The 15009-nt window shown below is 39.5% G+C and carries 14 protein-coding genes; all 14 read right to left on the bottom strand.

What is annotated here, in order from left to right; translation table 11 throughout:
* Window positions 1–65: 65 nt before the first annotated feature.
* Window positions 66–1688 carry an IS66 family transposase gene (gene tnpC, locus HJV72_RS08660; RefSeq protein ID WP_208070289.1) on the bottom strand — a complete coding sequence of 541 codons (1623 nt, stop codon included), beginning with the start codon at window positions 1686–1688 and terminating at the stop codon, window positions 66–68.
* A 288-nt stretch (window positions 1689–1976) separates the two neighbouring features.
* On the bottom strand, window positions 1977–2336 hold the full coding sequence (gene tnpB, locus HJV72_RS08655) for an IS66 family insertion sequence element accessory protein TnpB (RefSeq protein WP_208070287.1): 360 nt from the start codon (window positions 2334–2336) through the stop codon (window positions 1977–1979).
* The gene (gene tnpA, locus HJV72_RS08650) at window positions 2326–2715 is read right to left on the bottom strand and encodes an IS66 family insertion sequence element accessory protein TnpA (protein WP_208070284.1); all 390 of its coding nucleotides are present in this window, start codon (window positions 2713–2715) and stop codon (window positions 2326–2328) included. The genes tnpB and tnpA overlap by 11 nt, the downstream gene beginning before the upstream one ends.
* A 329-nt stretch (window positions 2716–3044) precedes the next feature.
* On the bottom strand, window positions 3045–3995 hold the full coding sequence (locus HJV72_RS08645) for an HNH endonuclease (RefSeq protein ID WP_208070283.1): 951 nt from the start codon (window positions 3993–3995) through the stop codon (window positions 3045–3047).
* Between the two features lie 15 nt (window positions 3996–4010).
* Window positions 4011–4505, bottom strand: a complete 495-nt coding sequence (locus HJV72_RS08640; protein ID WP_208070281.1) for a hypothetical protein — start codon at window positions 4503–4505, stop codon at window positions 4011–4013.
* Window positions 4502–6964: a sensor histidine kinase gene (locus tag HJV72_RS08635; RefSeq protein ID WP_208070279.1), complete on the bottom strand. Its 2463-nt coding sequence runs from the start codon at window positions 6962–6964 to the stop codon at window positions 4502–4504. Before HJV72_RS08635 ends, HJV72_RS08640 begins: the two co-directional genes overlap by 4 nt.
* Before the next feature lie 10 nt (window positions 6965–6974).
* Complete coding sequence (locus HJV72_RS08630) at window positions 6975–8885, bottom strand: HsdM family class I SAM-dependent methyltransferase (protein ID WP_208070277.1); 1911 nt, start codon at window positions 8883–8885, stop codon at window positions 6975–6977.
* A gap of 42 nt (window positions 8886–8927) precedes the next feature.
* Entirely contained in the window at window positions 8928–9521 is a 594-nt protein-coding gene (locus HJV72_RS08625; RefSeq protein ID WP_208070276.1) for a type IV toxin-antitoxin system AbiEi family antitoxin domain-containing protein, read from the bottom strand.
* A 168-nt stretch (window positions 9522–9689) separates the two neighbouring features.
* On the bottom strand, window positions 9690–10505 hold the full coding sequence (locus tag HJV72_RS20500) for an IS66 family transposase (protein ID WP_243765587.1): 816 nt from the start codon (window positions 10503–10505) through the stop codon (window positions 9690–9692).
* An 18-nt stretch (window positions 10506–10523) separates the two neighbouring features.
* Window positions 10524–11021 carry a DUF6444 domain-containing protein gene (locus HJV72_RS19780; protein WP_243765586.1) on the bottom strand — a complete coding sequence of 166 codons (498 nt, stop codon included), beginning with the start codon at window positions 11019–11021 and terminating at the stop codon, window positions 10524–10526.
* A gap of 345 nt (window positions 11022–11366) precedes the next feature.
* Entirely contained in the window at window positions 11367–11840 is a 474-nt protein-coding gene (locus tag HJV72_RS08615) for an HTH domain-containing protein (protein WP_243765585.1), read from the bottom strand.
* A 371-nt stretch (window positions 11841–12211) separates the two neighbouring features.
* A complete protein-coding gene (rlmD, locus tag HJV72_RS08610) occupies window positions 12212–13588 on the bottom strand; it encodes a 23S rRNA (uracil(1939)-C(5))-methyltransferase RlmD (RefSeq protein ID WP_208070275.1) in 1377 nt (458 codons plus the stop codon).
* 25 nt (window positions 13589–13613) lie between these two features.
* Window positions 13614–14555 carry an NYN domain-containing protein gene (locus tag HJV72_RS08605; protein ID WP_208070274.1) on the bottom strand — a complete coding sequence of 314 codons (942 nt, stop codon included), beginning with the start codon at window positions 14553–14555 and terminating at the stop codon, window positions 13614–13616.
* Window positions 14556–14697: 142 nt separating this feature from the next.
* Window positions 14698–14940, bottom strand: a complete 243-nt coding sequence (locus tag HJV72_RS08600) for a hypothetical protein (RefSeq protein ID WP_006442223.1) — start codon at window positions 14938–14940, stop codon at window positions 14698–14700.
* Window positions 14941–15009: the final 69 nt, after the last annotated feature.

Genomic DNA, 15009 nt, shown 5'->3' with positions numbered 1-15009 from the left:
TCAAATAGTACACGGTAAACCATGAGTACCAACTCATTTTATGACCGCCGTTTCCGGCGGCCGGTTTACACATTCGTTGTTTTTGTTTTGCTTCGGCAGATTTCCGGCAGCTGCTCAGACCAGGGAAGCAGTTCTTCCATAAAACCATAATCCGTATCCTCCTGATGATCTTTCATCACATTCAGGACGTGCTCCAGATAACGGAAGGGATTCAGGTTATTCGCCTTTACTGTTTCCGTAATGCTGTAGATGATCGCGCTGGATTTTGCGCCATCGATACTATCCATCAGCTTCCATGCATGTTTGTGCAGACAGAAGCTGCGCAGCGCCCCTTCCGTTGCGTTGTTATCAAGTGGGACTTCGCCGTCATCCAGGAATACTTTTAATGCCTTTTCCTGGTTGATACAGTAATTGAGCCCTTCCAATGTTTTCCCTTTGGTAAGGCGGCCTGAAGCCTGGCTCTCTTTTGCCCACGCAAAGAAAGCCTCCACCAGAGGTTTGAGGTTAATCTGACGCTGTTTTCTGCGCTCATCCGGTTTCAGTTCAGCCAGCTGGTTATCCAGATGGTAGATTGCGCTGATCCGCTTGACTGCTTCATAGGCGACCGTGGCTTTGGCTGCTGGATTCCCCTTTTTCCGCAGTGCCTTCAGAGCATCGGCGAAATATCTTCTCGCATGGGTCCAGCACCCGGCGAAAACAATCGACTCCGTTTCCCGGTCCAGCTTCCGGTAAGCGGAATAACCGTCACAGACAACGATGCCTTTGAAGCCTTTCAGGAATTCCCGCGGATGGTCCGCTTTCCGGGTCTTCTGGTATTCATACAGGATGATGGGGGTATCCCCATACCCCTTCCCAGTCCGGTAAACCCACATATAACTCTTACTGTTTGCCGGACGCCCATCCTTCGATACCTTGACCGGGGGTTCATCTGCCTGAAGCACATGGAAACGGTACATCCTGTTATGAAAGTAATCATAAAGTGGTCCCAGATACCGGTCCGCACACTGAATCATCCAGTTCGCCACCACCTGCCGGGAGATGTGGATGTCATCTCTCAGGAATTCCTGGCTGATCCGGTATAAGGGGAGGCCGTTTACGTACTTGGCATTCATAATGCTTGCAGCAAGAGAAGGTGTCAGGATACTGTTACGGAGCAGTTCCTTTGGCCGGTCCGCTTTGACGATCGTCTGATTGTCCCTGCCGGCATACACGGCCACATGGTGTTCTTCGACCGTGTAGACTGCCGGCTGTACCCGGACTCTTTTATAGACTTCATCCGGGAGCTGTTTCCAGCTGGCACGGCCAAAGATTTCCTGCAGCTTTTCTTCCGGAAGGGTATGGGCGATCACTTCCACGGGAAGACCCTTCAGATCCGCCTCGCGTTTTCCGTTCTTCTTCCGGCGCGTGACTTGGATCACATCCTCTTCTGCAGGCTCAACAACATAAAGCGTCTCGGTCAGGGCTTCCGCTTCGTTAAAGATGAGCTCCAGTTCCAACTGTCCGGCGATGACGTCCAGCTTTTCAGAAGAGCGCCCATAGCGTTGATTATTCGCAGATGCGATCTGCTCGATCAGACGTTCCATGTTTGTATTCAGCTGGGCGAGCTGATCCTGCATGGACAGGATCACTGCTACGAGTGTTTCCTTGCTGAAACTGTTCAGTTCTTCCGGTGAGTAGATCTTCTGCATGTTCGGCGCTCCTTCGTTTTACTGGAACTATTGTACCGCAAACCAAAAGAAAAAGCGAACCGGGCAAAAAGGGAGTCCGTCATTCTCACCAAAGGATAAGCACTCTGAAAAGCCGAAAAGACTATGAGTTTTTTCGGTTTTTCAGAGTACTTATCCACACGGCAGCCTGTGGCTGTAAAGTACTCTTAATTGAATGAATGGTATGAGACCCGGCTGTGGATAACTTCCGTCACGTCTGCAGCGGTGGATACGGAAAGGTTTTTTATTTTCTCTGTTTTGCACAACGCTTCACAGAAGATCACTGGGCTCAACTTCCTGAATCGGGTGTCTGGATACGATCTCCAGTCCCTGCATCAGCGCCCGGTATTGCTCCGGAGTAATCTCCAGTGCCTCTTCCTTTGTGCGGGGCCAACTGAAACTGCCAAGTTCCAGCCTTTTATAAAGGAGAAGGAATCCATCCCCTTCCCATAGGAGCCCTTTGATGCGATCGCTGCGCCTTCCACAAAACAGGAAGAGGGTATCCTTTTCGTATGGCTCCAACTGGAAGTTGAATTTCAAAATGGATGCCAACCCGTCAATCCCGCGCCGCAGATCCGTATAACCGGCGGCAATGTAAACCTTCTGAAAGCCAGATGCGTTATTCAGCATGAAGGATCCCTCCTACCCGGGAGAGTAATTCTGACGAGGCTGAATTCGAGATCTCCAGGACAAGATTCCCTTTCCGGATCACCAGATCCGGCCGGAAAACGGAAGACGCGTCTGGTGACGCGGCAGGAAGCTTGATCTCAGCAAAAGAGACCGTCCTCTGAGCGGCAGACAACTGTTCCGTCTCTGCAACTATAGGTAATGATGGATTCTGAGATGCATCATAGGCTTCCCTTCGCAGGATGCGCTGCCAGTAAAAGAACTGCTTCTCAGGGATCCCATTTGCCCGGCACCATGCGGTTTTGGACATCCCACTGTTCATACATTCATTCAGGATCCTGGTCCAGCGCTCTGCACGGACCTGATGTGTGATTTTATCCATGGCGATAACTCCTTTAAAAAACTTGTAGTTTTCTGGAGTTATTATCTCATGGAGCAAGGAAACTAGCACGGTACTAGTGATTTACCGTGTACCTCAAATACCCATAAAGCCAAGGTTTCCGAGCTATCATTACTACTGTTTCCACATGCGGTGAAAGTTATCTTTTATACTACATGGCAAAAGGTTCACCCATATGTTTTGTTATAAAGTAGCTGATTTAGAACTTTACCCCTCTTACCCCTTTTGATGATTTTTTACCCCTTTATAATGTAATTCACCCCATTTATAAACAAAGTTGAAGTTTCCTACATGAATTAATTTTTTTAATTTTAAACTATCAAATTTGCTTTTGTTAACTTGATTTGCTTTCTACTTCCAAATCCATTAATATCGCTTTCATTTATCAACTTTGATATAGGATAAAAATATAATTTGTCCAACTTAGAGTAATAATAAAGCATTCCAAATTGATATCTTAGTTTTGTAAACCATATTTTCAATTTTTCTGTATCCAAAAACTTGAGTTTTACTTCATTATCGTTATCCGATTCATCAATAATGAGTTCACAATAGTAACTAATTTCTTCCCTTTTAATTTTAATGTCCATATTGTACTCTTCAAATACGATGCTATTTTTAATCCCTCTAAGGGTAAGATATTTTTCTACTAGCTCAAAGTTTTCATCGCTTGATAGGTTAGATAATTCTTTCTTTTTGCTTAAACGCAACTGATCCAGCTGTTTAATCAATTGTTCTAAATTTATAAGTTCCTTCTTATTATCTAACTTATGTAAAATCTCGTCTATTAATACATCAATTTGACGAATGTTGTTTTCTCTATTTATTCTTCGTTTTCTAATTCTTATGTGATATCTAGAATTTAATTTGAACGTATCAATATAATATCTACCTTTATCATTTTGTGCCGTATACTTATACAATGAATCTGCATCATATCCATCAACAATTGCAGGGCAACCCCCAGAAAAGACATCCTCTTTACATGGATCAAGTAACATTTCGCTCCAAGTATCACTTTTTTCACCATTGCATTTTTCACATGCATAATAAAGATTACTATATAAATGAGGATTAAATACTTGATTCCCGTCTGACTGAGGTCTAAAATGGTCTATTTCAAAATAATTTGCATCAATAAAACCAACTTCTTTTTCCTGCAATTTGCAATATGCACATTCATGAGAAAAGTCATTTCTTAGGTATACTTTACATTTTGGTGTTTCATAATTAGCCCATCTAAATTTTCGTTGATATTCCATTACATAGCACCTCAATCATTCTTTAGAATCTAGTTTGGAACTGATTTCTTTTAGTAATTTTATAGTATCTGATTCTTCCTCCTCTTGTTGCACAATTCCTTTATATATCATATTCTCTTTTCGCAACTCACAAGCTCTTTTAATTTTTTCGGCTACATCCACATAACGCTCAACAATTGAATCCTTTTTTAATTCGTAGTCATAATCACCAAATTGGTCAGCAAAATCTTCAAGTTGATAATTAGTTAATAGTACAGCATATATTGTACTATCATGTTTTCTTATTTCTCTCAAAACATCAATCCCCTTATAAGTAACTTGCTTATCCAAATGATAATCAATAATCAAAAAATCAACATCTCTTTCCAAGACAATATCATAAAAACCTTCTAATGTTGCTGGCAATTCATTGATACATTCAAGGTGTAAGCCTTCTAATGCAAATAATTTTGTGTAAATATCTATATTTGCTACCTCATCTTCTATAAATAAACCTTTTAATTCACTCATTCTTCATTATCTCCTTTAGGCAATAATATGACAAATTTGGCACCATGCAGAGTTTCTGAGCGCTCCACTTTTATTTCTCCCCCATAGTTTTCCACAATATCTTTAACAATATTCAAGCCTAAACCAATACCTTCTTCCTTAGTAGTTTCAAATGGCCTGAATATATCCTTTTCTTTCCCCTTTGGAACCCCATTTCCAGAATCTTCAAAGCTTAGTATAATATGAGATAAACTCTGCTCAATGTGAATTTTAATCTGACGGATTTGCTTGCCCTTTACTTGTTCAAAGGCATTAGTAATCATATTAATAATAATTGACTCTAAATCAATTTGTTTCATTGTATAAACAATTTTCTGACTACATTTTGATTCCAAGGAAATATCAAATGAATTTACAATGGCTCTGTAAAATCCGCTTACTTCATCTAATACGTCTCCAAATTCTATGTCAACTGATGCTTCGCGTTTCCGCTTCCTCAAAAAATTAATAATCAAGTTACTATATGCATATATTCTACCAAAATCACTACTAACAATTTTTAATACATCCTTAATCTTATTCCTATTAACATCTTTATCTAAATATACATTTGTTAGATGTAAACTTGTTTGGATACGACTCACGATGTCGCTTGTTTCATGCCCGAATGATCCAGTTAGCATTCCGAGAGAAGCTAAATTTTTATATAAATTAAGCTCACTTTCTTGAAAGTTGATTTTCTCCTGATAAATTCTTTTTGTATCACTATAATGCTGATTGTAATCATTTTGCAGTTTTTGTATATCTGCCTTTTTCTTTTCAGAATCTTCAATAAATGCCTTAGCTAATTGTTGTAATTTTTCAGGCATAGCATTATGATCAACAGTTTGCGTAACTTCCTCAATCTGTTTGATAAATGGATTGTCTAGATATTGCTTTTTTACATTGTCAAATTGAGCATCTATTTTCTCTTTTTCCGCTGCTAACTTTTTTATGTTTTCCTGTTCAGCTAAATACGCCTTTCGTCTAACATCACTAATCAAATTAGTGCATTTAGTCAAAAAGCTTATAAGTTGTTCATATGCTTCATTTTCAATAATTCCCTCTCTATTGGTTGCATCAACAAGTAGTGGATTAGTAACATCACCAATTCTCACAACACCAATTACCTGATTATTGCCCACCAAATAGCCATGTGTATCTTTAACTTTCTTTTGGTCTAAAAATAGCCAATCATTTCCAATATCACCAAAAGGTTTAACTCGAAAATTATCACGATAGATTTTAATTCCACAATAAGTATCTAACATTTTTTGAGCAAATCTAAAATTATATCCCGCACTTGTAAGGTTACTGGAATCTCTAAGAAAGAAGTATATTTCCGCACTAACATCACCACACAAAAGAGGCTGTTCATATTCTTCTTCTATCAAATCTTTTTTTCCTTCTTTATCTTTATATGATATGTATAATTTTTTCGCATTATCATAAATTTTCGCATCAACTTTTGCATACCTTAAATCAAGAATTTCATTTACTAAAACGATATCTTCTATTCTAAAATCCGGAGCAACAAGTTCTATTTTAAAGGGGTCTTGCTCAATTAAGTCCGGGGCAACAAGAAGCCTTAATTCTTTTTGTAATTTATCAACATCTTTTTGTTTCCATTCATCTCTAAGTCCTTCCATTACTAAAATCATACCTGTATGCGGTTCAGGTAGTTCATATTTTTGATATAGTTCATCTATCATTGAAAACGCCATGGCATCATTATGGACATCTAATGTTTCTAAGGAACTTTCGACATCCTCGACTAACTGCTCGATATCTTCATATTTTTCTAAGATTGGAACAACCTCTTTTTCAAGTTCATCAAGTATATTTATATTATAAAAAACAGGATAATCAAATGTATTTCTGCCTATAATTGTTGCAACTAAATTTTTATCCGTCATATCTACTTTGTCTGTTAAAAAGAAGTATTCCAGTTGACCACCAATGTACTTCGCAGCAGCAGAATCTTCATGATCCCTCAAGATATTAATCCGTTGATTTAATGCCGCAATATTTATATCTTCAAAACTATTCCAGTTGATTTTCACCTTATATGGCTGTTCCGTATCCGTGAAAGAATAGACACTTACCTTTTCTGCAATTCTTTCTACTGAAAATCTTCCAATACCTTTTTTTCCAGCTTTCTTTCTTCCTTTAGCCGTAAATGGTTCTGTCACTTTGTTATTAGTTCCTATTACCATCCATCTATTTTCAAAATCTTCTTGCGTCATGCCAGAACCAGTATCTATAAGAATTATTTTACTTTCAGGTGTATTAGGTTTATCTATAATAATCTTCACACCGTATGCATCTGCATCATATGAATTTTTAATTAATTCAACCAACGCAGTAACAAAATCAGTAACCAACTCTCTTCCTAACTGGCTAATATGTCGTGAATTTGTCCTAAATCTTAATTTTTTCATCCATCTCACCTCAATAATTTATAATAAAGTTAGTTTCATCCTCAGATAATCCATATGCTTTACAAACGAGCACATCTAATTCATTTTGATATTCTTGTAATTTACTCATATAGTTAGATACAAATTGAGAAATCGTTTGAACACCACTTTGGGGAAAAGGAAGTGCATTAAGTTCATTGGCTGATACCTGAGTATTACCACTTTTACTCATGAAAATATAATTTACTAACCTTGAATTGAACATTCCTAAATAGTAATACATTTTTTCAATACTTAGGAGTTCATCTTTCCCTTCACTGCTACATAGAAAATTCACATGATTCTCTAAAAAATAGCTTTCATACCTTTCCAAAAACTCATCCGATATTATACATGATTTTAATCGAATATCTTTTTCAAAATTTGTAGTTCGTTGAATTAATAATCTTTTGCCTTTTAATACATACGATTTTGTTTTTTGCGTTATCAAAGCGTATTGTTTTCTTTCTTCATTTGTAGAGCATACAGAAAAGTCAAACATTAATGGTTGTATATTCCCCCCATAGATAATAGGTATTGCTGTTAATTCCTCGTCCACAATATCTTCTTTATGTTGATTCCAAACGAAAAGTCCATTACAAAACTTTAATTTTGTTTCCTCACTATCCAATGGTAAGCAGTTTGTAAATATTTTATCTAGAATACTATACATTTCAATTTTCTTATTAATTATAAATATATGATTATTTTGTTCATCCATCATTAATTTGGATCTAGATATTTTAAACTCTGCATTAATCGTTCCATTTCCATCATAAAACTGAATCTTAGTTTTGCTGTTTGCAACTGGTTTATTTTCTAAACAAATAATTAGTACCGCTTGCTCGGCTCGATCAAATACATTTTGTCTAGAATCAATATGAATTAAAGCTCTTATTCTTAAATCTTTTATTTTGGATCTAAGATTTTTAAAGTAAAGACCAGATCTTATTGATTGCGGTACAATAAAACACATTACACCATCTCTTTTTAAATGTTTCATCCCCCAATACATAAAAAAAGAATAAATATTTGGCTGACCATATAAAATTTCACTATACCCACTAATATTTTTGACTAATTTACTATTTAGTTTAAAATATGGAGGATTTCCCAAAATGATTGAATAGACATTATTGTCTGGCTCCACTATTGTATTTTTCCATTGTATGTTATTGAAAACATTATCTGCATTCACAATATAATCTAAAATTCTTACTTTCTCTTCAGGTAACTCTTTTAACAAAATATATGCTATGTTTATTTTTGTGGCAATAACTGCAAAAGGGTTAACATCATAACCAAATATATTTTTTTTAACATACTCAATTACTACAGATTGCTGGAAAATCTTTTTTAATTCTCTGATTATTTCTATCACAAAAACACCTGTTCCACATGCAGGATCAATAATAAAATCGGTATTAGTTAAACACCGCAAATTATTTTTCATTTCAAAAACCATTTTTTGTACAATATTTATTGGTGTATAAAATTGACCTAGCTTTTTTTTGATATCTTTATTAATAAATGTATCATGCTGATTAATTAATTCACAAATATCTGAAAACTCATGCACATTAATCTCATCAAAATTATCAGTAACAAATTTTTCTGTCATACTATACCAAGAATATAGTTGATCTACATCTAATCGCTCTAACAGAATTAGATAATTTGCACTTTCTATGTTAAAGCATCTATTAAATATAAATATTATCACATGGACAAATGCAACTTCAAAACTAATAGTCTCATATAATATCTTTTTATCAAGTTCTGTTACTTTATTTTCATTTGAATAAGACATTTTCTTATAATATTTTTTTTCAAATGTCTCAGGTATTTTATTGTTTACATCTCCTGCCAAAGCAGAAATGATATTATAAATTTCCGACTGCATAATTCAGTTAGCCCCTTTACAAATTTTTCTTGGAATTAAATCTCATTGCAAAAACTCAAGATAATTATTCAAAATTTTAGCAACCTTTAACTCTTCTGCATAAGTAATAAGTCTGGAAAAATCTTTTTCAGGACTATCATTATATTTTTTCACCGTGCTCACAATAATCTCACTATCAACTCTACTTCTGTTACGAATGATATCACAAATACTACGTTCAATATTATATGTTCTTACATTTCTACCATAACGGGTTTTTATTTCCGTTTCTCCAAGAGTATATAAGTCTTGACGGATAGAATGCACTCTAGCTCCATTATTCACTAGATTTTTAGTGTTTGTTCCCGTTTTCACTGTCACAATTGGTTGCTCAGGCATTTTTTCGATATATTGATGTAAAAATAGTGCTGACTCATGAGAGAATGTCGCTTGTGAAAATCTCATCTGAAAACAATACATTTTATCATCGTTACTTTGAGTTGATATATATATCCCTCGCTTATACCGTTCCAACATTCCTTTTTTAATAAGTTCCGAAAGATATGTTCTAGGAATTCCAAGCTCTGTTACCATTTTTGTTGATATAATACCAGCATTATCATCGACTAATTTTTTAAGCATTTTTGTATAATCCATCTGCTATCCCTCTTTTTACAAACTAGCTAATATTATACATCCCTTTAGTGAGTTTGTAAATACATGTCCTGCCAATTTAATGCTTTACTCTTGCTTTTGCAATCCTGCGACACCGGACTTTTCGTATTTCCTATCAATAATGACACTATCGTAACTATTCAGAACCCCCTATTCGAAAATGAACTCAGGGCATCCTGAAATAGCATTTCTGATTGCGTCATATGCGTTATGTCCCTGCTTATGAGCAGTTCCAACATATGACATGATTTTTAGATAGTCTCTGGCACCTTCTTCACTTCGGAAGCAGCCAGATACCTTTGTCTTAACTTTGATTATCCTGATATTACGTTCTGCTTGGTTATTATCAAATGGAACCATGAAATCATGGATAAATAGGCAGACTGATGCCTTGTAATTGTCAAGACGTTCTACCAGTGCAAGAATCTTTCCTTTTTTCTTCCTGCCACGTTTCTTCGCTGTGGTAACTGGAAGCGGATTCTTTTCCCTGGCTTGTTTAATAAGTTCTTCATAACGCTTTTCAAACTTTTGATTGTGATAATAGCTCAGAGACTCTTTTCCAGCCTCTATGGCTTTATCTTTAACCTTCTTCATTTCCATTAGAAGGTCTATAAATGCTGATGCCCATTTCTGCCCGCCACGGAACAGAGGCAATACCCCGCACTGTTCCATACCAAGATATCCGCGTTTTGGACTGATGTTCAGATATGTAAATTCGCAGTTCGAGGCATCATGAACCCACCAAAGCTTTTTATCTACGCGGGTTCCTATCTCATCAAAGTGTCCAAGTCTGGAATCAATCACTTTCTGCTTTATTGTGTTCACTGTTTCAGATACGGCATCGGCACAGCGTTTTACCATGTTACTTATAGTTCCTGTTGCAATCGGGATATTGAATACACCAGAGAGAATCTCATGTGTTCTTTTTACACTGACGGCACCAACCGTGTTCAACGCAACCGACAATGCCTGAAGATTTTCACCTTACTGTACAGTTACCTTGATGCCAGCAGGGAACGAACCTTTTCTGTTATCTCCATGAAGCATGCAGACAGGGATTTCAAGTAGCTGATGTCCTGTCACATTAACAGTGACGACTGCATCAATGACATGACGTCTTTCAACAACACAGGCTGTCCCTTTGCACATTTGATAATGAGGACATCCTTCACAAGCAGATGGCATATATCCAATTACATCATCTGGACCTGCAATCACTGCAAATAAGTACCCTGATGGCCTTCCTGGCCGCCAGCCTTCTTTCCTGAAGGTTTGCGTAAACTTTTTTGGCGAAGGTTTTTTGAAACCATCACTTGAAGGTGGTTTAGAACTGTTTTGGGAATTCTTATTAATCTGTTCTTTCAGTTCCTGGATGGTCTGATTGGGTTTTGTAATAAGTGCTGTTTGAGCATCAAATGATTGCTGCAGTGAATTAAGCGCTACCGTTAAAGTATTGACCTGCATTAGCAGTTGTTCAATCATTTCGTCTTTTGTAAATGAGGCCACCTTCTTCCGCTAAATTTGATAAGTCTATTTTAGCTGAAAGCCAGTAAAAAAGCGAATTGCATGGATTTCCTTATTGGTCAAAAAGACTGTGGATAACATCATTATTTCAAGGTTCAGGTGTTGCTAAAGCTATTCAAAAACCGATAAAAATTGGATTTGAAACACAATTATGATCTAAAATCAGTAATCCACAAAGCGAAGACTAATTGATAAATCATGAGTTGGTTATCCACCAACAAAAGCAAATCAAGTGAAAACAGAATTTTTATTTTCTCTGTTTTTAACAAAAATCATTTAGAACCTAAAGGGGGTTCTGAATAGTTACCGTATATGAATCAAATGGAAAATGAACCCCTCATTATCAGGATGCAGCCATTTATTCTTACCACTTTTTTCCCTCTTGGAAACTTCATGATAAATCGTCTTTGTCATACATTTAAAATGCTCGTCCGTGCAGACAAAACTTGATAGTAAAATATGTAAATCCCTTTCTGTAAACTTACTCTTTTTCCTGCCTGCACCAGATTCCGGGATTCCTTTTTCTGGATTAATGTCTTTTCCTTTCAGATAAAATTTAGCTGGCCTTTTGCTAACCTGTATAAATACCGAATCCATGTTATTTTTGATATCCACATAGATTCTGGCTGACAGGGTCCTAATTGGTGTTTTGCCGGAAGAACCCAGCTTCTCATCAAGCCCCTGGTTACAACCTGCTTCCCACATCTCTTCGACAGAAAGCGGACATTCCGAAGCTTTCAAAACTTCTTTTGCTAAATCAATAAATCCAAATGACATATCTACCTCTCCTTTGCCTTTATGTATAATTGAATATACCGGGGAACTCCCGAACGATATTTTTTCAGAACTGTGTATTCAGATATGTTCCGTTTAAACGATGGATTGATAAATTACAAGCAAAAATTTATCATTGTTTATTTTACTCAGCAACTATCGCTTTTATCGCACAATACTAGTTTTGCCAGACAGTATCCACTTTTACCAAATAGTATGGGTTTTGCCGCATTGTATCTTTTGCCCGACAAAACCCTCATTTTCAAACCCTCCGGCGTTATCCCCGTCCCCACCAATAAGGAAACTTATCCATCTCACCTTCCACAAAAACACAACTCCATTTTCTCCAAATAATCCCGCAAACCCGCCTAGAATCAAGCTTTCCGCACCAGAAGCGTAACAGTTTCCACATGCACCGTCCCCGGAAACAGATCCACACAAGCCATCCGTTCCACCTTATACCCTCTCCCCTGCAGCATCTCCAGATCCCTTGCAAGGCTCGTCGGCTTGCAGGCAATATACACCATCCGCTCCACACCAAAGTTCGTAATCTTCTCCAGCGCTTTCGGGTGCACGCCGTCCCTTGGCGGATCCAGCACAATCAGGTCGGGCACTTCCCCAAGGCCGTCGATTACCTTCAGCACATCCCCCGCCCAGAACGTGCAGTTGTCAAGGCCATTCAGCCCCGCATTCTCCTTCGCGGCCTCCACGGCCTCTTCCACTATCTCCACACCGACCACCCGTTTTGCCACCGGGGCAAGTATCTGGGCTATCGTCCCGGTTCCACTGTACAGGTCGAAGATCACCTTGTCCTTCGTCTCGCCGATATACGCTCTGACCGTCTCGTACAGCACCTCCGCGCCAAGGGAGTTCGTCTGGAAAAAGGAGAACGGCGTAATCTTGAATTTCAGCCCCAGCAGCTCTTCATAGAAGCAGTCCTGGCCGTACACGATATCCGTCCCTTCATCCTTCACCACGTCTGCCACGCTGTCATTCTTCGTGTGGAGGATACCGGCAACTTTTCCGTCCAGCGGAAGGGCCAGCAGCTCGTCCGCCCACTTGTCTCCGCGGAAGCTTCCGTCAAAATCATATTCCGAAGTGGTGACGATATCGATAAGGATTTCCCCCGTCTTTACTGCCTTTCTTACGAGCAGATGGCGGAAATATCCGGTATGTCTCATGCGGTGGTAATAAGGGAGGCCGGACTTTCTCGCATACTCCAGCGTACAGGCCAGTATCTTCCTGTAGTCTTCATCAACAATCCTGCAGCCCTCCACATTTACAATGTCGTGGAAGCTGCCCCTTTTGTGCATGCCAAGGGCCAGGGGGCCGTCTTTATATTCGTCCCCAAAGGAGAATTCCATCTTGTTGCGGTACTCCTGCCGGGCAGGGCTCGGCTTGATTCCCTCCCACACGTAGTCCCCGTCCACGGCCTCGTCCATCATGGCCTTGACCTGGGACTCCTTCAGCTTCAGCTGCTCCTCATAGGGGAGGTTCTGGTATGTGCAGCCGCCGCACTGACCGAAATGCGTGCAGGCCGGCTCTATCTCCACCTCGGACGGACGGAGCACTTCCAGTATGCTGCCCTCTGCTTTCCCTTTGCGGATCTTGTTGACAGAGAACTTCACCGTCTGTCCCGGAATACCGTTCTTCACTATCACCGTCTTATCTTCATCAGGTAGGAATACCTTCCCCTTGTTGGGGAATTCAACTGATTCTATCGTTCCTTCGTATACCTGCCCTTTTTTCATCTTCCTTCTACCTCTCTGTCTTGCCTTAGTCTGTGTATTTTGCTTTCATTATCGTCTTGTCCTGCTGCACCTGTACGCTGCGCAGGCTCTTAATATACTGGCTGAACTGGGAATATCCGTAATCGCTTATCTTGAAGTTCTTGTATTTCTCATATACGCGGTTGCCGAGGATGCTCAGTTCGATTCCGTCCTTTCCCGCTTCCTTTACAAGCTTCAGCACGAAGCGGTCTATGTCTTCTTTCATCCCTTTATCTTCCTTGAGCGTGACGGACATGAAGTTGCCCTTCTTCACAAGCTGGATCCTTGTGAAATCTTCCAGGAAGCGGGAGAGCATGTTGTATCCGTAGCTTCTCACGTCAAAGTCAGGGTACAGGCTGACGAGGCGGCTGCCCACCTCTCCGAGCCCGGTCTGCTTGTTGTTGTCCTGGTTCTCGATGATCATCTTGATAATCTCATCTTCAATCCGTTCCTCGCGGAGCCCGCCGTGCAGCTCTTCCGTCTCTTCCAGCTCCTCTTCCTCGCCCGGCACCGGCTCGTTCAGCAGGTTCTCCAATATGGTGAACTTGTCGCACGCCTTGCGGAACGGCTCCGGCGTCTTGTTCTCGCCCATGCCGATCACGAGCTTGCCGCTCTCTCTCAAGCGGCTGACGAGGCGGGTAAAATCGCTGTCGCTGGACACGATGCAGAAGCCGTCCACATCATTCGTGTACAGGATGTCCATGGCATCGATGATCATGGCCGAGTCGGTGGCATTCTTCCCCTGCGTGTAGCTGAACTGCTGGATCGGCGTGATCGAGTTGGTCAGCAGCTCGTCCTTCCACTTGGAATGCTGGGTGCTTGTCCAGTCCCCGTATATTCTCTTGTATGTTATGTTTCCGTACTTGGACAGTTCCGTCAGTATCGGTTTGATATACTTTGCGGATATGTTGTCCGCGTCAATCAGCAGTGCAAAAAACTGTTCGTCCATAATTCATTTCCTTTCCCCGGCAGATTTTCCCGCTCAAAGGACCTGCCGTCCGACACGGGATTATCCCCTGTCACATAAAAAGCAGGCAGGATAACCTGATGGCTCCAGCCCGCTTCTCTCTTATAGTTTCCACGTTGTTCTTCTATACCTGATCTTCGTCATTGAAGAAATTATCATCAAAATCATCCTCAAAATCTTCTTCAAAGTCTTCCAGATAATCTGGTGTAAAGAAACAATATACAGCGTATGCGATTCCCGCGACAGCAGCAACTGCTCCTACAATGGCAAGAACCCAGAGAACTGTCTTACAGTGCTTGTCATCTTCCTTTTTATTAACCAGCTCGCTCAGCTTCGTTGCTGCAATAAAATCCTCTACCTTACTCATGCTCCCACATCCTTTCTCCTGCTTGTCAATACAAGTTCAATTATTGACCTTATTATAACACTATCAATT

Origin of the sequence: Extibacter sp. GGCC_0201 (assembly GCF_017566055.1) — a bacterium.
GTDB lineage: Bacteria > Bacillota > Clostridia > Lachnospirales > Lachnospiraceae > Extibacter.
This window is presented reverse-complemented; position numbering and strand designations above follow the sequence as displayed.